This window comes from Enterobacter sp. MGH 38, from assembly GCF_000492855.1.
GTDB classification, from domain to species: Bacteria; Pseudomonadota; Gammaproteobacteria; order Enterobacterales; family Enterobacteriaceae; genus Enterobacter; species Enterobacter hormaechei_C.
This window is the reverse complement of record NZ_KI535608.1, coordinates 1,957,068-1,979,820: the sequence shown is the minus strand read 5'-3', so window position 1 is coordinate 1,979,820 and position 22,753 is coordinate 1,957,068. Positions and strand designations below refer to the sequence as shown.

16 protein-coding genes and 4 tRNA genes are annotated in these 22,753 nt (G+C 55.7%); 11 read left to right on the top strand and 9 right to left on the bottom strand.

Translation table 11 applies throughout. The annotated features are described in order from the left end of the window. The first annotated feature begins 44 nt into the window (after positions 1-44). From sbmC to L384_RS02175, 3 genes are all read left to right on the top strand, one after another. Positions 45-518, top strand: coding sequence for a DNA gyrase inhibitor SbmC (gene sbmC, locus L384_RS02165; protein ID WP_023324936.1), 474 nt, complete (start codon positions 45-47; stop codon positions 516-518). 91 nt (positions 519-609) lie between these two features. After that, positions 610-1,668, top strand: coding sequence for an FUSC family protein (locus L384_RS02170; RefSeq protein WP_023324935.1), 1,059 nt, complete (start codon positions 610-612; stop codon positions 1,666-1,668). Positions 1,669-1,815: 147 nt separating this feature from the next. Then, positions 1,816-2,151, top strand: a complete 336-nt coding sequence (locus L384_RS02175) for a DUF496 family protein (protein ID WP_000450410.1) — start codon at positions 1,816-1,818, stop codon at positions 2,149-2,151. A gap of 147 nt (positions 2,152-2,298) precedes the next feature. Here the strand turns inward: L384_RS02175 and L384_RS02180 are convergent. After that, positions 2,299-2,374 (bottom strand) — tRNA-Asn (locus L384_RS02180). A gap of 226 nt (positions 2,375-2,600) precedes the next feature. Between L384_RS02180 and emmdR the strand changes: the two genes are divergently transcribed. Beyond that, positions 2,601-4,019, top strand: coding sequence for a multidrug efflux MATE transporter EmmdR (gene emmdR, locus L384_RS02185; protein WP_023324934.1), 1,419 nt, complete (start codon positions 2,601-2,603; stop codon positions 4,017-4,019). Between the two features lie 103 nt (positions 4,020-4,122). Then, positions 4,123-4,198 (top strand) — tRNA-Asn (locus tag L384_RS02190). 135 nt (positions 4,199-4,333) lie between these two features. On the opposite strand, the gene L384_RS02195 is transcribed toward L384_RS02190, so the two are convergent. Together L384_RS02195 and shiA are read right to left on the bottom strand one after the other, a co-directional pair. After that, positions 4,334-5,788, bottom strand: a complete 1,455-nt coding sequence (locus tag L384_RS02195; RefSeq protein WP_023324933.1) for an AMP nucleosidase — start codon at positions 5,786-5,788, stop codon at positions 4,334-4,336. 76 nt (positions 5,789-5,864) lie between these two features. Continuing rightward, positions 5,865-7,181: a shikimate transporter gene (gene shiA / locus L384_RS02200; protein WP_017383305.1), complete on the bottom strand. Its 1,317-nt coding sequence runs from the start codon at positions 7,179-7,181 to the stop codon at positions 5,865-5,867. A gap of 256 nt (positions 7,182-7,437) precedes the next feature. On the opposite strand from shiA, the gene pagP reads away from it, so the two are divergent. Beyond that, entirely contained in the window at positions 7,438-8,013 is a 576-nt protein-coding gene (gene pagP / locus L384_RS02205; RefSeq protein ID WP_023324932.1) for a lipid IV(A) palmitoyltransferase PagP, read from the top strand. Here the strand turns inward: pagP and L384_RS02210 are convergent. The 3 genes from L384_RS02210 to L384_RS02220 are packed head-to-tail and all read right to left on the bottom strand — an operon-like array spanning position 8,010 to position 13,119. Then, positions 8,010-8,975: an acyltransferase gene (locus tag L384_RS02210; RefSeq protein WP_023324931.1), complete on the bottom strand. Its 966-nt coding sequence runs from the start codon at positions 8,973-8,975 to the stop codon at positions 8,010-8,012. The genes pagP and L384_RS02210 overlap by 4 nt on opposite strands. Next, entirely contained in the window at positions 8,972-12,034 is a 3,063-nt protein-coding gene (locus L384_RS02215) for an efflux RND transporter permease subunit (protein WP_023324930.1), read from the bottom strand. The genes L384_RS02210 and L384_RS02215 overlap by 4 nt, the downstream gene beginning before the upstream one ends. Then, complete coding sequence (locus tag L384_RS02220) at positions 12,034-13,119, bottom strand: efflux RND transporter periplasmic adaptor subunit (RefSeq protein WP_023324929.1); 1,086 nt, start codon at positions 13,117-13,119, stop codon at positions 12,034-12,036. Before L384_RS02220 ends, L384_RS02215 begins: the two co-directional genes overlap by 1 nt. A gap of 472 nt (positions 13,120-13,591) precedes the next feature. Between L384_RS02220 and L384_RS02225 the strand changes: the two genes are divergently transcribed. The 3 genes from L384_RS02225 (at position 13,592) to ldtA (ending at position 17,750) form a co-directional block, all read left to right on the top strand. Next, positions 13,592-14,023, top strand: coding sequence for a universal stress protein (locus L384_RS02225; protein ID WP_023324927.1), 432 nt, complete (start codon positions 13,592-13,594; stop codon positions 14,021-14,023). 47 nt (positions 14,024-14,070) lie between these two features. Beyond that, entirely contained in the window at positions 14,071-16,764 is a 2,694-nt protein-coding gene (locus tag L384_RS02230) for a cation-transporting P-type ATPase (protein WP_023324926.1), read from the top strand. 62 nt (positions 16,765-16,826) lie between these two features. After that, entirely contained in the window at positions 16,827-17,750 is a 924-nt protein-coding gene (gene ldtA, locus L384_RS02235) for a L,D-transpeptidase (RefSeq protein ID WP_023324925.1), read from the top strand. Positions 17,751-17,842: 92 nt separating this feature from the next. Here ldtA and L384_RS02240 read toward each other — a convergent pair. Next, positions 17,843-17,918, bottom strand: a tRNA-Asn gene (locus L384_RS02240). Positions 17,919-18,238: 320 nt separating this feature from the next. On the opposite strand from L384_RS02240, the gene nac reads away from it, so the two are divergent. Next, positions 18,239-19,156, top strand: a complete 918-nt coding sequence (gene nac / locus L384_RS02245; RefSeq protein ID WP_003859531.1) for a nitrogen assimilation transcriptional regulator NAC — start codon at positions 18,239-18,241, stop codon at positions 19,154-19,156. A gap of 96 nt (positions 19,157-19,252) precedes the next feature. After that, on the top strand, positions 19,253-20,203 hold the full coding sequence (gene cbl / locus L384_RS02250) for an HTH-type transcriptional regulator Cbl (protein ID WP_003859532.1): 951 nt from the start codon (positions 19,253-19,255) through the stop codon (positions 20,201-20,203). Positions 20,204-20,302: 99 nt separating this feature from the next. Here cbl and L384_RS02255 read toward each other — a convergent pair. Both L384_RS02255 and L384_RS02260 read right to left on the bottom strand, forming a co-directional pair. After that, positions 20,303-20,378, bottom strand: a tRNA-Asn gene (locus tag L384_RS02255). 167 nt (positions 20,379-20,545) lie between these two features. After that, positions 20,546-22,735 carry a TonB-dependent siderophore receptor gene (locus L384_RS02260; protein ID WP_023324924.1) on the bottom strand — a complete coding sequence of 730 codons (2,190 nt, stop codon included), beginning with the start codon at positions 22,733-22,735 and terminating at the stop codon, positions 20,546-20,548. Positions 22,736-22,753 lie beyond the last annotated feature (18 nt).

Below are 22,753 nucleotides of genomic sequence, written 5' to 3'. Positions count from 1 at the left end.
TCTGCTTTACAGTGTATATATATACAGTAATAAACGGAGGCAGCATGGACTACAGCATCAGGCAGCAACAGAAACGTACGATTGCAGGCTTTCATCTCGTGGGGCCGTGGGAAAAGACGGTCAAGCAGGGATTTGAACAGCTGGTCATGTGGGTAGATGGTCGTCATATTCAGCCGCAGGAGTGGGTGGCCGTTTATTATGACAATCCGGATGACGTGCCGGCAGAAAAGCTCCGCTGCGTTACCGCCGTAACGGTAGTAGACGATTTCACTATTCCTGAAAACAGCGAAGGGGTGATGAAGACCGAAATTGCTGCCGGAGAGTATGCTATTGCCGCCGCGCGCGTCGAAAATCATGATTTCGCCACGCCGTGGTATCAGTTCTTCAACTCCCTTCTGGAAGACAGCAAATTCCAGATTGCACCAAAACCCTGCTTCGAACGCTATCTGAACGATGGCAATGCTGACGGCTACTGGGATATTGAGATGTTTGTACCGGTAGAGCACAAAGTGGGATAATCCTGCGAAACGCAGGGTTTTTCAGCCGGGCGCGATCCACCCGGCTGAAAACACAGTACAATTGTGGTTTGCCGTAGAGCTGGAGACGGGTGTGCGCCCCGACAAGTCATTAACCCCTTTTGACATTCGGTTATACAAACATTATCGCGTGGTGCACGGTTGCCGCATTGCGCTGGCGTTTGTGTTGACCTTCGTACTGGTTCGTTTGCTGGATATCCCGGAAGGGACGTGGCCGCTAATCACGCTGGTGGTGGTGATGGGGCCGATCTCATTCTGGGGGAACGTGGTCCCTCGCGCTTTCGAACGCATAGGCGGTACCGTTTTAGGCTCAGCGCTTGGGCTTATCGCCCTGAAACTGGAGCTGATCTCGTTTCCGTTCATGTTGCTGTGGTGCGCGGTGGCGATGTTTCTTTGCGGATGGCTGGCCCTTGGCAAGAAACCGTATCAGGCGCTGCTGATTGGCATTACGCTCGCGGTTGTGGTCGGCGCACCTGCGGGCGATATGACCACCGCATTGTGGCGAAGCGGGGACGTGATCCTCGGCTCGTTGCTCGCCATGCTGTTTACCGGCATCTGGCCGCAGCGCGCCTTCCTGCACTGGCGCATTCAGATGGCAAACTACGTCACGGCATTTAACCGGGTCTACCAGGCCGGGTTTTCGCCGAATCTGATTGAGCGTCCGCGGCTGGAAAAGCATCTGCAAAAAATCCTCAATGATGTGGTCAAAATGCGCGGGTTAATTACGCCAGCAAGCAAAGAAACCCATATCCAGAAAGCCATCTTTGAAGCTATTCAGACGGTCAGCCGTAATCTGGTCTGTATGCTTGAACTGCAAATCAATGCCCACTGGGCCTCACGCCCCAGCCATCTTCTGATGCTCAACGCGCATACGCTGAAAGAGACGCAGCAGATGACGCAACAAACCCTGCTGACCATCGCTCATGCGCTCTATGAAGGTAACCCGCAGCCAATACGGGCGAACAGCGAGCGGCTGAACGAAATCGTCGCCGAGCTCAAACAGCTGATGAATGAGCGCCAGGGCGACAATGTGGCGGAAACGCCCATCCATGGTTATGTCTGGCTGAGTATGGAGCTGGCGCGGCAGCTGGAGTTGTTATCGCAGCTGATTTGCCGGGCTCTGCGCAAATAAAAAGCGTATGTGATGCCTGCTGCTTCGATTCAGCAACAATTAGGGTTATGATGGTTTTAAACGATATACTCATTGTCATTCGCAGCCGCTGTCTGTTAAAACGGTTGCTTTAACGAATCCGAATCTCACATTATCAGGGGTGTAAAAATGGAAACTACCAAGCCTTCGTTCCAGGATGTTCTGGAGTTCGTCCGCCTGTTCCGCCGCAAAAACAAGCTACAGCGCGAAATCCAGGACGTAGAGAAGAAGATCCGTGACAACCAGAAACGAGTCCTGTTGCTGGACAACCTGAGCGACTACATCAAGCCAGGAATGAGCGTTGAAGCTATTCAGGGCATCATCGCCAGCATGAAGAGCGATTATGAAGATCGCGTTGATGACTACATCATCAAAAACGCTGAGCTGTCCAAAGAGCGTCGCGACATCTCCAAGAAGCTGAAAGTGATGGGCGAAATCAAAAACGTCGACGCTAAAGGCGAGTAATCGCACACTCTGTTGCCCGGTGGCGCTGCGCTTACCGGGCCTACAGGACTGTTATCACGTAGGTCGGGTAAGGCGAAGCCGCCACCCGAAAATTTTACCGAACGCAAAAAAGCAAAAAGCCTGCTCTAAAAGCAGGCTTTTTAAATTTGGCTCCTCTGACTGGACTCGAACCAGTGACATACGGATTAACAGTCCGCCGTTCTACCGACTGAACTACAGAGGAATCGTTGTGGAGGCTTATCTTAGCGGCGAAAAAACTTTTGTCAAACCTGATCTCAAGCAAAAGCGTTTGTTTGATGATTCTGTCGTCATTTTGTTGTAAATCCAAACATAATTTTATGGAAAATACTTTGCAGGATACGCATTTCTGCCCCATCATTTGAAATGGAGTTTCAACTTTCTCGCTAAGGTCCATTTTGAACGTCACCGCACCCCTACGCCAGGCGATTATGCGCACGCCCTGGTATGCAAAACGTAAGAGTTATCGAGTTCTCTTCTGGCGTGAAATCACCCCCCTTGCTGTGCCTATTTTCCTGGAGAATACCTGCGTCCTGTTGATGGGCGTGCTGAGCACATTCCTGGTGAGCTGGCTCGGTAAAGAAGCTATGGCCGGGGTAGGGCTGGCGGACAGTTTCAATATGGTTGTGATGTCCTTCTTTGCCGCTATCGATCTCGGTACGACGGTGGTGGTGGCGTTTAGCCTGGGTAAGCTCGATCCGAAGCGTGCCCGCGAAGCGGCCAGACAGTCGCTGATGATCATGACCCTCTTTTCGATCATCCTTGCGGCGGTTATCCATTATTACGGCAAAGAAATTATCGACTTTGTCGCGGGAGAAGCGACCAGTGAGGTGAAGGATCTGGCTCTCACCTACCTGGAAATGACGGTGCTGAGTTATCCGGCGGCTGCCATCGCGCTGATTGGTAGCGGTGCGCTTCGTGGAGCAGGGAATACCAAAATCCCGCTGCTGATCAACGGCGGCATGAACATCCTGAACATCATTATCAGCAGCGTTTTGATTTATGGCGTCTTTTCCTGGGAGGGGCTGGGCTTTGTCGGCGCGGGTTTAGGGCTGACCATTTCCCGCTATATTGGTGCGGCAGCGATAATTGGCGTACTGATGGCGGGAATTACGCCATCGCTGCGCCTGACGCTGAAAAGTTATTTCCGTCCGCTTAACTTCGCCATCATCTGGGAAGTGATGGGGATCGGGATTCCGGCCAGTATCGAATCCGTGTTGTTTAACGGCGGGAAACTGCTGACGCAGATGTTTGTTGCCGGGATGGGAACAGACGTCATCGCCGGCAACTTTATTGCCTTCTCCATTGCCTCACTCATTAACCTGCCGGGAAACGCGCTGGGGTCGGCGTCGACGATCATCACCGGCAGACGTCTCGGAAAGGGGCAGATAGGGCAGGCGGAACGGCAGCTTCGGCATGTCTTCTGGCTTTCAACCATTGGACTGACGGCGATTGCGTGGGGAACTGCGCCTTTTGCCGGGCTGATGGCCTCGTTCTATACGCATGAAAATGACGTGAAAGAGGTCGTGAAGGTACTCATTTGGCTCAACGCGGCGTTTATGCCAATCTGGGCCGCGTCCTGGGTACTTCCTGCCGGGCTGAAAGGGGCGCGCGATGCCCGGTTTGCGATGTGGGTCTCCATGCTCGGCATGTGGGGCTGTCGCGTCGTGGCGGGCTACACGCTGGGGGTAATGTTAGGTATGGGCGTTGTCGGCGTCTGGCTGGGGATGTTCCTTGACTGGGCCGTGCGCGGCGCGCTGTTCTACTGGCGCATGGTGAGCGGGCGCTGGCTGTGGAAATATCCGCGAAAAAAACCGGAGCAGGAGGTTTCGGAAACGGCAAGTGCCTGACAAATGTGCGAAGTGGAGAATAAATCGGCAAACGATTGAAAATCTGCATTCACCCTTTGACATCCTCAGGGCGCATCGATAATATGCGCCCCGTTCACACGATTCCTCTGTAGTTCAGTCGGTAGAACGGCGGACTGTTAATCCGTATGTCACTGGTTCGAGTCCAGTCAGAGGAGCCAAATTTAAAAAAGCCTGCTTTTAAAGCAGGCTTTTTGCTTTTCTGCGTTCGGTAAAATTGTCGGGTGGCGGCTTCGCCTTACCCGACCTACGAAATCCCAGGCCGGGTGAGTGGTGTGCGTGATGTGTCCTTGTTATCAGCGGAACGGTGGCTCATTGAAGGTGCGCAGCTTGCGGGAATGCAGTTTGTCGCCCTCTGCACGCAGTAAATCGATGGCGCGAATACCAATCTGAAGGTGCTCTGAGATCGCCCCTTCGTAAAAACGGTTCGCCTGGCCCGGCAGTTTGATCTCGCCGTGCAGCGGTTTATCGGACACGCACAGCAGCGTGCCGTAAGGGACGCGGAAGCGGTAGCCCTGCGCGGCAATGGTGGCGCTTTCCATATCGATTGCGACCGCACGGCTGAGATTGAAACGCAGGGCGGAGGCGGAATAGCGCAGCTCCCAGTTACGATCGTCGGTGGTAACGACCGTACCGGTACGCAGGCGCTGTTTCACCTCTTCACCCGGCATGCCGCTCACCTCTTTGGTGGCGTCGTACAGAGCGCGCTGCACTTCCGCGATACTCGGGATAGGAATATCCGGCGGCAGAACCGCGTCAAGAACATGGTCGTCACGCAGATAAGCGTGGGCGAGGACGTAATCGCCAATCAGCTGGCTTTCACGCAGGCCGCCGCAGTGGCCGATCATCAGCCAGACGTCCGGGCGCAGTACCGCCAGATGGTCGCAGATGGTTTTCGCATTCGACGGGCCAACGCCGATGTTAATCAGCGTAATGCCCTGACCGTCGGCGGTGATCAGGTGCCAGGCCGGCATCTGGTGCTTTTTCCACGCCAGGTCGGAGATGGCCTCTTCCGGTGCTTCGGTTTCGGCGGTGATCCAGATCCCGCCCGCGCAGGAGAGGGCGACGTAAGGACTGTCCGGATCGAGGATCTGGCTACAGCCCCAGCGAACAAATTCGTCTACATAGCGGGTGTAGTTGGTAAACAGCACGAACGGCTGGAAATGTTCGGCTGGCGTGCCGGTGTAGTGGCGCAGGCGTGCCAGCGAGAAATCGACACGGCGGGCATCAAAGTGCGACAGGGGTGAAAACTCTGCCGGGTGATAGATCCCGTCCGCCGTCTCATCGCCAATCTGCGACAGCTCAGTGGTCGGGAAATGACGGGTCAGCCCTGCGCTCATGGAGCGATCCAGCGTCAGCGCTGAGCCGTCTATCACGTACGGGTAAGGGATCTCGTGCAGGGACGGCTCAACGCTGATATGCGCGCCGTAATCCTGATACAGCAGGGTAAGCTGCTCTTCCAGGTAGGGGCGGAACAGCGCAGGTCGCGTGATGGTTGTGCTGTAACAGCCGGAGTGGGTGAAACGCGCATAGGCGCGGGTTTTCGGATTGCTGCTGGCGCTACCGTCCCAGGTGACAGAGAGCGATGGATAAACAAAAAGGCCCTGGGTTCTGGCCTTTTCATCGGGAAGTTTCCCTGTTTCGATATAGTCACTGATGGCGCTGCGCAGTGCATTGACAGACTGTTCATACAGCGCGTCGAGTTTTTCCAGCGCCTGAGCCGGGGTCAGGCTGGAGCCCTTATTATTCATGTCTGTCTCCTTGTTCCACAGGTGTGCGGCTATACCCGATAGTATGTCACACGCCTGTGAAACAAAAGTGAGGAGATCAGCTGTGCGCGGTTTCCTTCATCAACAGGGCGGTGGCAGCAGAAAGCAGGCAACCCGCCAGCAGATAAATCGCCACGCTATGCCAGTTACCGCCGGAGAACGTCACCAGCGCGGCGGCGATAAACGGCGTAAACCCGCCGCCGACCACGCTCGCCACCTGATATCCCACGCCCGCGCCGCTATAACGGTAGCTTGCGCCAAACAGCTCGGTGAACATTGGCTGCTGCACGCAGACCACCATGTCGTGAGCGATGTTCGCAAGCATGATCGCGAAGAAGACAATCCAGAAGACCGACTGTGCCTCCAGCGCCATAAAGAACGGCCAGGCGCTGAGTGTGCCGATGAGCGCCCCGGTGATATACACCCGTCGACGCCCAAAGCGATCCGCCAGCCAGGCGAAGCAGGGGATGGTCAGGCAGCTGATCCCGCCCACCACCAGGCCAATATTCAGGAACAATTCCCGCGGCAGGCCGAGGTTTTGCGTGGAATAGTTGAGGGCAAAGGCGGTGACGATATACATCGTCAGCAGTTCGCACAGGCGCAGGGCGATAATTTTCAGAAAAGCGCCAGGGTGCTGCACCAGCGCTTCCATCACCGGCAGCCGTTTTTTGGCGACCGGTTTTTCGCGCTGCTGCCGCTCAAACTCAGCCGACTCTTCCATGCCGTTACGGATCCACAGGGCCACCACGACCAGCACAATGCTGAAGATAAACGGAATACGCCAGCCCCAGCTCAGGAACTGCTCGTCTGTCGTGAGCTGGCTTATTAGCGACACCAGACCCGTGGAGAGCAGCAGACCCACGCCATAACCTACCTGCACGCCGCTGCTGTAGAACGCTTTCTTGTTCTTCGGCGCGCTTTCCACGGACAGCAATGCCGCGCCGCCCCATTCGCCGCCAACGGCAAAGCCCTGAATGGCGCGCAGCGTCACCAGCAACACCGGGGCCCACCAGCCAATCGATGCAAAGGAGGGCAAAATACCGATTAGCGCGGTGGCAATACCCATCATCCACACGGTGAGCATCAGCATACGTTTACGGCCAAGGCGATCGCCGAAGTGGCCGAAAATTATCCCGCCCAGCGGACGAAACAGAAAACCGACGCCGAAGGTGGCAAACGCAGCAAGCGTACCCATGGCGGGGCTGATCTGGGGAAAGAATTCACGGTTAAAGACCAGCGCAGCGGTAATACCGTAGAGCAGAAAGTCATACCAGTCGACGACGGCGCCTGCGAAGCTACCTAAAGCGGCGCGGCGGGCGCGGTTAAGCGAAGGTGTCTCCTCGTTGCGGCGAGCGGAGATAAGGGTGGAGTCCATAGTTGTCCTGTCTGTACTGATTTTTAATTATTGGTATAAGAAAAGGTCACTCACATCACGGCCGTCATATTGGCGGAACGTATGAGACTACCGCGACACGCGGCCTGAGAAAACGTTTTTATCTTTCCTGAAAGCGCAGAATAAATAAATTTCATCTTATCGGGCGACAACATAAATCAGCCTGTTTGGCTCCGGTTAGGGCTGAATGGTTTACAGTAATAATGATCGCTGTATGACGTAAGCTGAGGGAATAACGATGCAACGCCTCTTTCCTGCACTGTGGGTAGTCCTGTTTTTAGTCGTATCTCCGCTGCATGCGGAGCCGAAAGTCTATGGCGAACAGCGTATTCATCGCTGGTGGGATGCAGTAACGGACGATATTGCGCAAACCTGGGAACAGCCGGATCGTTACGATCTCTACCTTCCGTTTTTGAGCTGGCATGCACGCTTCATGTATGACAAAGAGAAAACGGATAATTACAACGAAATGCCGTGGGGCGGGGGGCTGGGCGTGTCTCGCTACAACGACGAGGGCAACTGGAGCGCGCTGTTTGCCATGATGTTTAAAGATTCCCACAACGAGTGGCAGCCCGCGATGGGCTACGGCTGGGAGAAGGGGTGGTTTCTGGATAACGCAAAAGATTTCCGTCTGGGGCTCGGGGCCGCCGCGGGGATCACCGCGCGCGACGACTTTGCCAACTATGTCCCGCTGCCGTTTATCTTCCCGCTTTTCTCTGCCGGATATAAGCGTGTCACCGTCCAGTTCACGTATATTCCTGGGACCTACAACAACGGCAACGTGCTGTTTGCCTGGCTGCGCCTGGGCTTTTAGAGGGTGATCACTTTTTTGGCCACTGTGTTGGACAGGATCAGCAGCGAAAACAGGACCGACGTAACAAACGTAAGCACAATCAGAGCAAGTTTGGTGCTCAGGGACGTCACCGGAATGAGCGCGGTCAGCAGGTGAAACACCGAGTAGTGCATGATATAGACCCCGGTCATCGTTTTGCTAATGGCGGCCAGCACGGACTCTTTAAACTCCGCATTGCGGCGAAACCGCACGCCATTTGCCGCAATCACCAGGGCAATAATCAGAATGTAAATTTGCGATCCGGTGAGGATAAAGGCGTTTCTGTCTGCTTTAAATAGCGCAAAAAAGAAGTGCCGTTCGTAAAACCATGTGAAGAGATAGATGAACGGTATCGCAATCACCGCGGCCCTGACCACGTTTTTGCGGCCGATCCACGCCGCGATCTGCGGATCGCAAAAGAGCTGGCCTGTCAGATAAAACAGCAGCCACGTCCACAGGCGATACTGCGGCGACAATGAAAGGACGTGGGCATCAGGATAGAGGGCCGACAGCAAATCGTACCCGTAAGAGAAAAGCAGCAGGGCGGTAATCACCCCGCAAAAGAGCATTCGTCGCTGGCTGAGCCGCTCCACCACCGGGTGAAACGTGTAAATCACGATAAACGCGAACACGAACCAGGGCTGGATCAGATATCCGCGCTGATAGGGTTCCCACAGGTAGTAAATCGTTACCCAGAACAGAAAGACGATCACCAGGCGTTTGATCTTATCCAGCTGCCAGCGCGTGCCGTGTCGGGATTGCCCGTCCAGATACCCTGCAACCACAAAAAACAACGGCGTGGCGATGGTCGAAATGAAGGTTAAAAAACCGAGGATCCAGTGATAGTCATAATCGTAATGATCCCAGGTGTTGTAGATGGTGAAAAAGGTAACCGCCGTCATACAGCCCAGCGTCTTGATGATATTCAGCCCTGTCGCATTCATTGTTGTTCAGCTTTGTCCTTACGATGGAAACACGCGTAAATTACGGGGAGTACCAGCAGCGTCAGGATTGTAGCAAACCCAAGCCCAAACATAATCACAACGGCCATGCTCTGGAAGAACACATCCAGCAGCAGGGGGGCGAGGCCGAGTACGGTCGTAAAGGCGGTGAGGAGGATGGGACGCAGGCGCGACGTGGCGGCGTAAACGATCGCACTGTGCTGATCCTGCTGCGCTTTCTGCTGCTCTATCTCTTCCACCAGCACAATGCCGTTGCGGATCAGCATCCCGCTCAGGCTCAGCAGGCCAATCAACGCCATAAAGCCAAAGGGGATGCCGGTAATTAAAAACCCCGGCGTCACGCCGATCAGCGCCAGCGGCACGGTCAGCCAGATAGCGACGGCGTTTTTCACCGAACTGAACATCAGCACCGTGATCACAAACATCACCAGATACCCGATCGGCAGCGTGGTAAATAGCCCCTGCTGCGCTTCGCTGGAATTCTCCGCGTCCCCGCCCCACTCAATGCTGTAGCCGTGAGGCAGGGGCAGGGCATCTATTTGCGGCTTCACGCGGGCGAGAATATCGCCGGACGTTTGCTGGCTCAACGGGTCAGGGTCGGTCTGCACGGTCAGCACGCGCGAGCGGTCGCGACGCAGGATCAGCGGATCTTCCCACTCCAGCGCGAAGCCGCTGACGACGTTGCTCAGCGGAATATACTGCTGCCGGGTCTGGCTCCAGACCAGGACGTTGTTCAGGTGGTTGGCGTCCAGCCGCTCGCTTTCCGGCGGGCGCACCACCACGGGTAACAGATCGCTTCCTTCTCTGTACAGTCCTGCCCGGCTGCCGGAGAAATTCATCTCCAGTGCGTTATCGACGTCCTGCTTATCCACGCCAAGCTCACGTCCGAGCGCGGTGACGTACTGCGGGCGGATCACTTTGCTGCGGTTTTGCCAGTCGTTCCTGACGCTGTCCGTCGCCGGATCGCGCGTAAGAATGTTGTCTACCTGGCTGGCGATCAGACGCAGCCTGTCGGGATCGGGGCCTTTAATACGCACTTCAATAGCGCTGTCGCCGGAGGGGCCAAACATCACCCGCTTCGTGCTGGCGTTAACCTGCGGATAGTTCCGGGCGATGTACTCATCAACGTGGCGGGTCAGGGCGGGGATGTTACGCTGGTCGTCCATTCTCACCATGATTTGCGCATAGTTGCTGTACTGCCGCTGTCCGCTGTAGGTCAAAATAAATCGCATACTTCCCTGACCAATCGTCGAGACCGTGGTTTCCACGCTAGGCTGGCCGTTAATGGTTTTCTCGATATCACTGGTCATCTTCTCGGTCCATTTAATGTCGGTACCGTAAGGGAGCCAGAGGTCGACAAAGAAAATCGGCGTGCTGGAGGAGGGGAAGAAGTTCTGCCGCACCGAGCCAAAGCCCCAGATGGCGGCTGCCAGCAGTGCGGCCATCACCACCAGCGTTGGCGCTTTACGCCGTAACAGCGCGTTGAGCACCGCCTGATAGATCCGATAGATGCGTTTGTCATAGGGATCCGTTTCGTCAGCCTCTGGCGGCGCAGCGTCCCGTTTAAACAGCCACCATTTGATCAGCACCGGTGTAATGGTGAGGGCAGAGAACCAGCTCAGCATGAGCGAAATCAGCAGAACCTGAAACAGCGACTTACAGTATTCGCCGGTAGAGTCCTGCGACAGCCCGACGGGCGCAAAGGCCAGGATGGCGATCACCGTCGCACCCAGCAGCGGCAGCGCAGAACGGCGAATAATGTTGCTAATGGCGTTCATCAGGGACGAGCCCTGCTGCCGTGCTATCAGTACCCCTTCGACAATAACAATGGCATTGTCGACCAGCATGCTGAGGGCGATGATCAGCGCGCCCAGTGAAATGCGCTGTAGTTCAATACCCCAGAGATACATGATCAGCAGCGTACCCAGCACATTAAGCGCGAGGGAAAAGGCGATAATGATCCCGCTGCGTAAGCCCATAAAGATCAGCAACACACCGACGACAATCGCCAGCGCCATCAGGAAGTTAATGATAAATCCGTTAACGGAATGCCCGACCTCCGCCGCCTGATCGTAGAACAGGTCGATATGGATACCTGCCGGTTTCTCGGCTGACATCTGCTCAAGCTTCGCCTCCAGGGCATCTCCCACGTCGATCACGTTAACGCCGGGGATAAAGGAGACGCCCATGGTGACGGCTTCTCTGCCGTTGGCATGGTAGATGCTGGCAGGGGAGGCATCCAGCCCGCGTGAAAGGGTGGCAATATCCCGTAAGCGGGTAGCCGCCCCAACGCCCGGCGGGGTCACGATGAGATCGGCCAGCTCGTCAATACTCTCGAATTCACCGGTAGGATGCAGACGAATTGACTCGGTACCGGAGGGGATCTCTCCCGCGCTGGAGACCACGTTCAGCCTGCTGAGCTGGGCAGAAAGCTGGTTCAGCGTTATCCCGCGCGCGGCCATTTTGCTCAGAGAAATATCCACGTTAATCTGCTGGGTGAGGGCTCCGCCGATGGCCACTTTGCCCACGCCTGGCACGAGGACCAACTCCCGGCGCAGCTGCTCGGCATACCGGACCAGTTCCGGATTGCTGAATTCATCGCCGGAAATGGCAAAGAAAAAGCCGAACACATCGCCAAAATCGTCATTCACAAACGGGGTCACTACGCCGGGTGGAAACTGTCGGGCGGCATCACCCACCCGGCGACGCAGTTCATCCCAGATTTGCGGCAGCGCATTTGAGTGGTAGCGCGAGGCTATATTGACCGTAATCTGCGACAGGCCGCTGGAGGAGATGGAGCTGACGTTATCCAGGTAAGGTAATTGCTGAAGCGCGTTTTCCAGCGGCAGGGTGACCTCTTCCTCAACCTGCTGCGCCGACGCGCCCGGATAATGGGTGATCACCACCGCCGTTTTGATGGTAAACGCCGGATCTTCCAGTCTGCCGATGTTCAACAGGGCAATAATGCCGCCTACGCCCAGCAGCAAAATCGTCAGCCAGACGCGAACCGGGTTGCTGATAAACTGACGAGAGATATCCATTATAGTCCCCGTTCACGCGTCCAGATACGTACCGGCTGGTTGGGATGTAACTCCCTAACGCCTGCGGCCACCACGCGTTCACCCGCCTTAAGCCCACCGACGATGATGACCCCCTCAGCGCTGACTTGCCCCACGCTGACCTTACGATCTTCAAGGTGCAACGTATCGCCTTCGCCCGTCACCACCCAGACGTGTGGCTCATTGCGCGGGCGGTTATCCGGGTTAAAGACCGCTTCAACCGGCACCACCAGCGCCTCACTGCCCACGCCCGCCGGTAGGTTGGTTAAATTGATGGTGACCGTTCCGCTGACGCCGCCCACGACGGGAAAATCATCCGGGCGGGGCATGGTTAAAATTACCTGCCAGGTCAAAGTGTTGCTGTCGCTACTGCCTGAGTGCTCTTTGTACACAGCGGTAAACTCGCGACCGGGCAGGGCGTTGATCCTCACTACCGGTTTGTACTGCGCATTGCGAATATCGAAGGTGTTAAACAGGTTCTCTGGAAGGCTGAACACCACGTCCAGTAGATCGGTACGGGTCAATGTGACGACGGGCTGGCCGGCTGAGACGACCTGATGGTTTCGCACATGTACGCTGGCCGCTGTCCCGCTAAAGGGGGCGACGAGCGTCATCTGACTCAATTCTTCGCGTGCAATCTGAAGCGCGGCGTTTGCAGAATCGCGGTTTGCGCGCTGGACATCCATCTCGGCCTTCGACACGGCCTGGCGTCCTGCCAGGGTCTGGAAGCGGTCGAATTGCCGCTGAGCCAGGGTCGCCGCCGTTTGCCTGTCGTTCAGACGCTGCCGGGCTTCGCGATCGTTAAGACTGGCGAGCCGTTGCCCCTGTTTGACAACGACACCCTGGCGAATGTCCAGGGTCTCAATCTGCCCGGCACGTTTGAACGCAAGATCCGTGGCGTCGCCGGATTCGATACGGGCGGGAAAGACGCGCTGCTGCGCGTTGCCAGCCTTCACCACCTCTGCGACTTTTACCATTTTCGGCAGGGGCGCGGCGCGGTCGGATTTCGGATCGCACGCCGTCAGCAGCAATAAAACAGCAGGCAGAAGAGAGAGGTAGCGCTTCACAGTATTCCCCTGATAATAATTGTTTTATTTATTTCGTCATCAATGCTGGGGTGGCGCTATTCTGCCAGGGCCGAGACGACCACATAGGTAAATAAACCGATTGCTGTGCTGGCGATAGTGGCGAGCGCAATAAACAAACCAAGGCGAATCAGGCTTAAACCGTACATGCATTCCTCCATGAGGTTGAAGGTGGCGCGGGATAAAGAGAATGAACGTGTTGCATGCCTGACTATGAGCATAGTCGGTGAATAAATAAATGTTAAATAACCATTATTAGTGGCGTGACATACTCAGGCGAAACAAGCGTTACGATAGCGTATCCCCTTTGAATAACATCCTGATATTCCTGTGCTACGTTTAATAGCATCCATTCCTTTTTTCCGTAAAAGGCATTCACGCCTGTACCCATGGGGTTGATGCGATCTCTCCTGATTCACTCACTGTTGTGTTGGTTATAAAAAGGATGCTTGATATGTATAAAACGATTCTGGTGCCGGTGGATGTATACGAAACAGCGTTGTCTGATAAAGCGCTACAGCATGCCCAATTCCTGGCGCAAAGCGCATCGGGTAATGTCCATCTGCTGTACGTTATGCCAAAGTTCTCGGCGGAACTGACCCGCGGTTTTATTGCAGACGCGAGAAAGATGAATGAATATATGATTAATAATGCAAAAGAAAAACTGGCTGCGCTGGTAAAAAAAATCAACCTGCCGGAAGCAAATGTCCATCTGCATGTTCGCAGCGGGAATATACGTGATGAGGTAATCAAACTGGCGGATGAACTTAACGTCGGTGCGATTATTGTGGGATCGCGTAATCCCAATATTCAAACCCATTTATTAGGGTCAGAGGCGGCGAGTATCGTTCGTTATGCGCATGTTCCTGTTTTCGTTATTCGTTAATGACATGAAAGCAAGGTGATTTCTGAAAAGAACCCGAGGAAGGAACGATGATAACAGAAAAGCCTCACCGCCCGTATTATCAACAGACCGTTGATGAAACCCTGACAAATATCCAATCCAGCCTCGACGGACTCAGCAGTACAGAAGCGACCGCCAGGCTGGAAAAATACGGCGAAAACGCCTTACCGCAAAAACCGGGTAAACCCGGCTGGCTGCGCTTTCTGGCCCATTTCAACGATGTCCTTATTTACGTCCTTCTGGCGGCGGCGCTGCTGAAGCTGATAATGGGACACTGGGTGGATATGTTTGTCATTCTTGGGGTGGCTATCATTAACGCCCTGATTGGCCATATTCAGGAGAGCAATGCGGAGAAATCGCTGCAAAGCATTCGTAATATGCTCTCCAGCGAGGCTGTGGTCATCCGGCAGGGCAACCATGAAACTATCCCGACGACAGCGCTGGTGCCCGGAGATATCGTGGTGATACGCGCCGGGGATCGCATTCCTGCCGATCTTCGCGTGATAGAGGCGCACAACCTGCGGGTGGAAGAAGCTATTCTCACCGGCGAATCCACGGTAGTGGAGAAAAGCAGCGATGTGCTCAGCGGCGAACTCCCGTTAGGTGACCGTTACAATCTGCTGTATTCGGGCACCACCGTCAGCTCCGGCGGGGGAAAAGGGCTGGTGGTGGCAACCGGTGGGGAGACCGAACTCGGCCATATCAACCAGATGATGTCAGACATTGAAAAACACCGTACCCCGTTGATGGTGCAAATGGACAAGCTCGGCAAGACCATTTTTATCACCATTCTGGTGATGATGCTGGCGCTGTTCGTTTTCAGCCTCATCTTCCGCGATATGCCCGTTTCAGAGCTGGTGCTGTCGCTGATTAGCCTTGCGGTGGCGGCGGTGCCGGAAGGATTACCGGCCATTATCTCGATCATCCTCTCGCTGGGCGTGCAGGCGATGGCGCGTCGCAAGGCGATTATTCGCAAGCTGCCTACCGTGGAAACGCTGGGGGCGATGACGGTTATCTGCTCGGATAAAACCGGCACCCTGACCATGAATGAGATGACGGTAAAAGCGGTGATTACCGCGGACACCACCTACCGCGTCGAGGGAGACAGTTACGAACCGGTGGGCGCTATTCACCCTGTTGACGATCCAACACCGGTCACCGTGACCCAGGGATCTGTGCTTGAGCGCTATCTGCGCACCGTCGATCTCTGTAATGACAGCCAACTGATCAAAGATGAGCAGGGGCTATGGAAAATCACCGGCGGGCCAACCGAAGGCGCGCTGAAGGTGCTGGCGGCCAAAATCCCGCTTCCGACAATTGACGCCGAATTGCGCAGTAAAATCCCATTCGATTCGCAATATAAATACATGTCCACCCTCTATCGCCTGGGCGACGAAGAGGTGATGTTAATCACCGGTGCGCCGGACGTCCTTTTCCGTCTTTGCCAGCACCAGCAGACCCAAAACGGGCTGGAGCCGTTCAACCTGCACTATTGGGAAGAGAAGATTGAAGAGTATGCGCGCGAGGGATTGCGCATGGTGGCTGCGGCCTGGAAACCGGCCGCCAGCGGGCAGCGCGAGCTGACGCATGCGGATCTGCAAGAGGGGGTCATACTGCTCGGCATTGCGGGCATGATGGATCCCCCGCGCCCGGAAGCCATTTCGGCCATTGCCGACTGCTTGCAGGCGGGCATTCGCGTGAAAATGATTACCGGGGATCATCCACAAACGGCGATGAGCATTGGACAGATGCTGGGTATTGGCAACGCGGCGAGCGCCATTACCGGGCGCGAGCTGGAAGCGATGGACGACCACCAGCTGAGCGAGGCGGCGCAAAAATACGATATCTTTGCCCGAACCAGCCCGGAAGATAAATTCCGCCTGGTGCAGGCGCTGCAAAGTAAGCAGGAAGTGGTCGGAATGACCGGGGACGGGGTGAACGATGCGCCTGCGCTGAAGCGGGCGGATGTCGGCATCGCGATGGGGATCAAAGGTACTGAAGTCACCAAAGAAGCCGCCGATATGGTGTTAACGGATGATAACTTTGCCACCATTGCCCGGGCGGTCCATGAAGGGCGTCGGGTCTACGACAACCTGAAAAAGACCATTTTGTTCGTTATCCCGAGCAACATCGCCCAGGCCCTGCTGATCATTATTGCCCTGCTGGCGGGGAACCTGATCCCGTTAACACCGGTACTGATCCTGTGGATGAACATGGCAACCTCGGCAACGCTGTCGTTTGGCCTGGCGTTTGAAGCGGGTGAGAAGGACATCATGAACCGGCCGCCGCGTAAGTCTAACCTGCATGTGATGGACGGTTATGCCATCTGGCGAGTGGTGTTTGTCGGCCTGATGATTGCCATCAGCGCCTTTGTGCTGGAGGCCTGGCTGCAACCTCGCGGCTACTCGCCGGAGTTCATCCGCACCGTGTTGCTGCAAACGCTGGTCACCGCCCAGTGGTTTTACATGCTCAACTGCCGCGTCACTGACGGCTTCTCCCTGAGTAAAGGTCTGCTGGCTAATAAGGGGATATGGATCGTGAGCGGCGTACTTCTGGCCCTTCAGCTTCTGATCATCTATGCGCCGTTCATGCAAATGCTGTTCGGTACCGAAGCGCTACCGTTCCGCTACTGGATCATTACCTTCCTGATTGGGTTTGCGATGTTCATGATTGTTGAAGCAGAAAAAGTCCTTACCCGGAGATGGCGCACGACGAAAAGATGACTGAATGAGCAGGCTAAGCCTGCCCACCGGCAGGCTTTCTCTTTGACTGAGTACAGAACACTATGATTCGATTTGCCTCGTTCGTTTTTACGCTTGGTATTCTGGTTCCCGCTGCATCTGCTGTAACCTACCCCCTCCCTCCCGAGGGCAGCCGCCTGGTGGGGGTGCCGATCACCATCACCGTGCCTGAGGGCAATACTCTGCCGCTCGAAGCGTTTGCAGCGCAGCACGGACAGGGGTTGAGCAATATGCTGGAAGCCAACCCGGGGGTGGATCCGTTTTTACCGCGAGCCGGAACACAGCTTGCGGTACCCCAGCAGCTTATTCTGCCGCCAACGGTGCGTGAGGGAATTGTGGTGAACGTCGCGGAAATGCGGCTTTACTATTATCCACCCGGCAGCAACACGGTTGAGGTGCTGCCTATTGGCATCGGTCAGGCCGGGCGCGAAACGCCGCGTAACTGGGTAACCGCCGTTGAGCGCAAACAGGAAGGCCCAACCTGGTCACCCACGCCAAATACGCGACGCGCTTACGCGAAGGAAGGGAAAACGTTGCCCGCGTTCGTTCCCGCCGGGCCGGATAACCCGATGGGGCTGTATGCCCTTTATATCGGCAGGCTGTACGCGATCCACGGTACTAACTCAAATTTCGGCATTGGTCTGCGCGTCAGCCAGGGCTGCATTCGCCTGCGTAATAACGATATCAAATACCTGTTCGATAACGTTTCGGTGGGGACGCGGGTACAGCTTATCGATCAGCCCGTAAAAGTGACCACGGAGCCGGACGGTAGCCGTTGGGTAGAGGTTCACGAGCCGCTTTCACGCAATCGCGCGGAATTTGAATCGACAAATAAGGTGCCGCTGCCCATTTCAGCCGCACAAAGGACGCAGCTGATAAGTGAAGGGGCGGGCGCTGAACTGGAACGGCGGTCGGGGATGCCGGTGAAGCTTGCTATGACTGGTAGCGCTTCGCTTGCCGGGCCTTGAGTACCGTAGGTCGGGTAAGCGGAGCGCCACCCGACAAACTTACCGAACGCAGAAAAGCAAAAAGCCTGCTTTAAAAGCAGGCTTTTCAAATTTGGCTCCTCTGACTGGACTCGAACCAGTGACATACGGATTAACAGTCCGCCGTTCTACCGACTGAACTACAGAGGAATCGTGTGAACGGGGCGCATATTATCGACCTCCGTACGCCTTGTCAAAGGATGGATCGCCCACTTTAGACTGTTTGCTGACAAAACCAGCAAAGTGACGTTTTTGCCAACGGAATGCACCATTATTGTGCAGATATACCCCGAATGGGGCAGATCGGAAACCGTTGTCCCCATCTCAAAACAGGCATCAGTGATTGGCTTTCCTTATTTTCAGCCGCTTAGCAGAGACATACACCCGCTGCAAAAAACTGGCATCCATATTGCAAAACCTGTTTAACAACACAGCCGTTACCGGCACGCTATTTTCGAACAGGGGGCAACATGAACTTAAGACGACTGAAATACTTCGTAAAAATCGTCGATATCGGCAGCCTGACCCAGGCGGCTGAAGTGCTGCATATCGCGCAGCCTGCGCTGAGCCAGCAGGTCGCGACTCTGGAAGGCGAAATGGACCAGCAACTGTTGATCCGCACCAAGCGCGGCGTAACGCCTACCGAAGCGGGAAAAATTTTATATACCCATGCCCGCACGATCCTGCGTCAGTGTGAACAGGCGCAGCTGGCCGTGCACAATGTGGGTCAGACCCTGAGTGGCCATGTCTCCATCGGGCTGGCGCCGGGAACGGCCGCATCGTCGGTAACCATGCCGCTGCTTCAGGCGGTGCGCGCAGAGCTACCGGAAGTGCTGGTTTATCTGCATGAGAACAGTGGTTCCGTGCTCAATGACAAACTGCTCAACGGTCAGCTGGATATGGCGGTGCTGTACGATCGCTCCCCGGTTGCCGGGATCACCAGCCAGCCGCTGCTGAAGGAAGATCTTTATCTGGTCGGTACCCGTGATTGCCCTGGCCAGAGCATTGATTTAACCGCTGTGGCAGAGATGAACCTGTTTCTGCCGCGCGACTACAGTGCCGTGCGCGTGCGCGTTGACGAAGCGTTTTCGCTGCGCCGTCTGACGGCGAAGATCATCGGCGAGATCGACTCCATCTCCACGCTGACTGCCGCCATTGCCAGCGGCATGGGTGTAACGGTTCTGCCCGAGTCTGCCGCACGTTCACTGTGCAGCGCGGCAAACGGCTGGATGGCGCGTATCACCACGCCATCCATGAGCTTACCGCTGTCGTTAAATATGTCCGCGCGCGGCTCCCTGTCACCGCAGGCGCAGGCGGTGAAAGAGATCCTGATGTCTCTGGTCAGTAAGCCGTCGCTGGAAAATCGCGAGCTGCAACTGGTCAGCTGATATTCCAAATAAGCATAAGATGCTGGTTTTTATTATTTGTTCTCCAGCCCGGCTGACTCTAACAATAGCCTTATGTCAGATGCGCCGGAGTGAATTGTGAATTTCCAGCAACTTAAAATTATTCGTGAGGCGGCCAGGCGGGATTACAACCTGACCGAAGTCGCCAATATGCTTTACACCTCTCAGTCGGGCGTCAGCCGGCATATCCGCGAGCTGGAGGAGGAGTTAGGCATTGAGATTTTTATCCGTCGCGGCAAGCGCCTGCTGGGTATGACCGAGCCAGGCAAGGCATTGCTGACCATCGCTGAGCGCATTCTCAACGAGGCCAGCAACGTTCGCCGGCTGGCGGATCTCTTTACCAACGACGCTTCCGGTGTGCTGACTATCGCCACCACCCATACACAGGCGCGCTACAGTCTTCCGACGGTTATCAAAGCATTTCGTGAGATCTTCCCGGACGTACGTCTCGAACTGATCCAGGGCACGCCGCAGGAAATCGAAGTGCTGCTGCATAACGGCGGGGCCGATATCGGTATCGCCAGTGAACGGCTGAGCAACGACCCGCTGCTGGTGGCGTTCCCGTGGTTCCGCTGGCACCACAGCCTGCTGTTACCCGCCGATCACCCGCTGAATCAGGTTTCGCCGTTGACGCTGGAAGAGATCGTCAAATGGCCGCTGATTACCTACCGGCAGGGCATTACCGGGCGCTCGCGCATTGATGAAGCGTTCAAGCGTAAAGGGCTCACGCCGGACGTGGTGCTGAGCGCGCAGGATTCCGACGTGATCAAAACCTACGTCGAGTTAGGGCTGGGGATTGGCCTGGTGGCCGAGCAGTCTGGCGGAGAATATGAGGCCGGAAATCTGGTGCGTCTGGATACGCGTCACCTGTTCGATGCGAATACCGTCTGGCTGGGGCTAAAGCGCGGGCAGCTTCAGCGTAACTACGTGTGGCGTTTTATTGAGCTATGCAACGCGGGGCTGTCGGTGGATGAGATCAAACGCCAGGTGATGGAGCCGGAAGAGGTGGCGATTGATTATCAGATTTAGTCGCTAATCAGTAGGCCGGGTAAGGCGCAGCCGCCACCCGGCAAATTTACCGAACCCACAAAAGCAAAAAGCCTGCTTTAAAAGCAGGCTTTTCAAATTTGGCTCCTCTGACTGGACTCGAACCAGTGACATACGGATTAACAGTCCGCCGTTCTACCGACTGAACTACAGAGGAATCGTGTGAACGAGGCGCATATTATCGACCTGCGTGCGCCTTGTCAAAGGGGAAAACACCGTTTTTGTTCGTTTGTCGACAATTTCAGCAAACCGATGATTTAATAGCAAATTTGCTTTCAAATTGCACAGCAAATCGCGCCGCCCGCAGACAGGCGGCGCGCAGGATCAGAACAGAACGGAGTAATTCAGACCAAACGTACGTCCACGGCCTTTATAAGTATAAAGACCCGGTGCGCCGTAGGTTGGGCTATACAGCCCCGGTGCGCGCTGGCCCCAGGCGGTGGTGTAGTCTTTGTCCAGCAGGTTCTCCACGCTGAAGCTGACTTTGCCCACCGGCAGGGCGTAGCTACCCAGGAAATCAACGGTGTTATAGCCATCAATCTTCTTACCGTCGGCGTCAGACACGTCAAAGGTTTGTGTGCTCTGCACGCGTAGCGTCCAGTCGCCCGGCGCCCAGTTGACCCATGCGCTGGCTTTAGACGGGCTGGCGCTGTCGACCGTCAGCTTCTCCCATTTCCCGTTTTCACGCGTTTCGGACTTGATGGCGTTAAAGTTCGCCCCGGTGCTCCAGTCGCTGTCGGTAAAGAAATAGTCCACCTGGCCTTCAACCCCATAGATACGACGTTTGTCGTCCTCCAGGTTGATGGTCATGTCGCTCTTGTTGATGGTGATGGTTTTATCCGAGAGCGAGTAGTATGCCGCCACCTGGGTACGCAGGTTATCGCCGGTGAAGCGCCAGCCGAGCTCGTAAGCATTGACCTTAATCCCGTCCAGCGTTGAGTCGTTCACATTGACGCTGTTTTGCAGACGATAGTGACCATCGACCAGCTGATAGGTGCCGGAGCCGTAGTACTTCGCCAGGTCCGGGATCTCGAAGCCCTGGGAGAAGTTAAACCACAGCTGTTGCTGTTCGGTCAGACGTCCAAGGATCCCGGCGTTAAACAGGAAGTTGTTGTAGTCGGTTTTCCCGCCCGGCACCGCGTCAGCGGAGGTGGCTTTGCCCGTGGCGATTGCCTGCTGCTGGGCGTAACCGACAAAATCGTCCACCTTGTTTTCGGTGTACTGATAACGCACGCCGCCGCTCAGGGTGATGGCGTCAATGTCATAGCTGGCTTGCAGGAACGGCGCGAGGTTGGTAATGCTGTAACCCGGATAACGGCCCACGTTGTAGGCATTGTCCAGCTCCATGCCGCCGCTCGCCGCCGCTTTGCTTAAGTCGAAGAACTGCTGGTTGGCATCGAACGTTTCATGGTCGGCATCCACGCCCCAGGTGAGGGTCAGGTCGTCCATCGGCTTGCTGTTCAGCGTCAGCTTGCCGCCGTAAAAATCGGTTTTCTGCTGGGACGCGCCAATGCTGGTCACCGCGCCTTTGCTCAGCGTCGGGAACGGGTAGTAGGTCAGGCTCTCGTCACGGTAGTAAATCTGCGCAACCAGATCCTGACCCCAGAAATCGGTGTTCGAGTATTGCAGGTTGATCAGGTGACGCTCTGTGCCCGGGATACGGTCAGAGTTCAGGTTGTCTTTGTTATAGGCTTTGGCATCGCCCGTGACCGCAGCGAAATTCTCCCCAAGGAACAGGCCGTGCTTGCCGTCAGATTCGCTCTTGTAGTACTGCGTGGTTAACTGGAGCTGCTGATGATCGTCGATGTTGATGGTGCCTGTCCCCATCACGTCGATACGGTCGGAATACTGCAAGCCGGTCTGGGTGTTATCGATAATCACCTCGTCGCCGTTGCCGTCATACCAGCCGCCGTAGCGCTGATAGGAGACCGACAGACGACCAGAGGCGTTGTCATTGCCGCCGCTCACGGCTGCGGAGACGTTCTCATCATGGTCGTTATGGCTGTTAAACCCGCTTTTTGCCCCGGTCTGGAACTCCACTTCGGTCTCCGGCTGGCCTTTTTTGGTGACGATGTTCACCAGCCCGCCGGTACTGCCGCCGCCGTACAGCGAGGTGGCGCCGGAGATCACTTCGATGCGGTCAATGTTGAACGGATCGATAGAGTCGAGCTGGCGGCTGTCGCTGCGGGACGAGTTCAGACGTACGCCGTCCACCATCACCATCATGGAGCGACCGCGCAGGTTCATGCCGTAGTTGGTACGTCCCTGGCTGCTGACGTCCATGCCGGGGATCAGCTGGGCCAGAACGTCTTTAATCTCTTTCCCGCCCTGAACCTGCTGTTCAATTTCCGCCCGCTCAATAACCCAGGTGGTTTGCGCCATCTCTGCCACGCTGCGATGTGCCCGGCTGGCGGAGACCACAATATCTTCTTCCTTTTGTTCTTCCGCCCACGCAGAGGTAGAAAGCATGGCAAGCAAGCACGGATTTAAAACCCAAAGATGAGAACGTTTCATTGTTATGTTGATCCTGAA

What these genes read in the sequence shown, in the direction of transcription:
- sbmC (WP_023324936.1), top strand. Translation starts at nt 45, where the DNA reads ATGGACTACAGCATCAGGCAGCAACAGAAACGTACGATTGCAGGCTTT.
- L384_RS02175 (WP_000450410.1), top strand. Translation starts at nt 1,816, where the DNA reads ATGGAAACTACCAAGCCTTCGTTCCAGGATGTTCTGGAGTTCGTCCGC.
- emmdR (WP_023324934.1), top strand. Translation starts at nt 2,601, where the DNA reads ATGCGCACGCCCTGGTATGCAAAACGTAAGAGTTATCGAGTTCTCTTC.
- L384_RS02195 (WP_023324933.1), bottom strand. Translation starts at nt 5,788, where the DNA reads ATGAATAATAAGGGCTCCAGCCTGACCCCGGCTCAGGCGCTGGAAAAA.
- shiA (WP_017383305.1), bottom strand. Translation starts at nt 7,181, where the DNA reads ATGGACTCCACCCTTATCTCCGCTCGCCGCAACGAGGAGACACCTTCG.
- pagP (WP_023324932.1), top strand. Translation starts at nt 7,438, where the DNA reads ATGCAACGCCTCTTTCCTGCACTGTGGGTAGTCCTGTTTTTAGTCGTA.
- L384_RS02210 (WP_023324931.1), bottom strand. Translation starts at nt 8,975, where the DNA reads ATGAATGCGACAGGGCTGAATATCATCAAGACGCTGGGCTGTATGACG.
- L384_RS02215 (WP_023324930.1), bottom strand. Translation starts at nt 12,034, where the DNA reads ATGGATATCTCTCGTCAGTTTATCAGCAACCCGGTTCGCGTCTGGCTG.
- L384_RS02225 (WP_023324927.1), top strand. Translation starts at nt 13,592, where the DNA reads ATGTATAAAACGATTCTGGTGCCGGTGGATGTATACGAAACAGCGTTG.
- L384_RS02230 (WP_023324926.1), top strand. Translation starts at nt 14,071, where the DNA reads ATGATAACAGAAAAGCCTCACCGCCCGTATTATCAACAGACCGTTGAT.
- ldtA (WP_023324925.1), top strand. Translation starts at nt 16,827, where the DNA reads ATGATTCGATTTGCCTCGTTCGTTTTTACGCTTGGTATTCTGGTTCCC.
- nac (WP_003859531.1), top strand. Translation starts at nt 18,239, where the DNA reads ATGAACTTAAGACGACTGAAATACTTCGTAAAAATCGTCGATATCGGC.
- L384_RS02260 (WP_023324924.1), bottom strand. Translation starts at nt 22,735, where the DNA reads ATGAAACGTTCTCATCTTTGGGTTTTAAATCCGTGCTTGCTTGCCATG.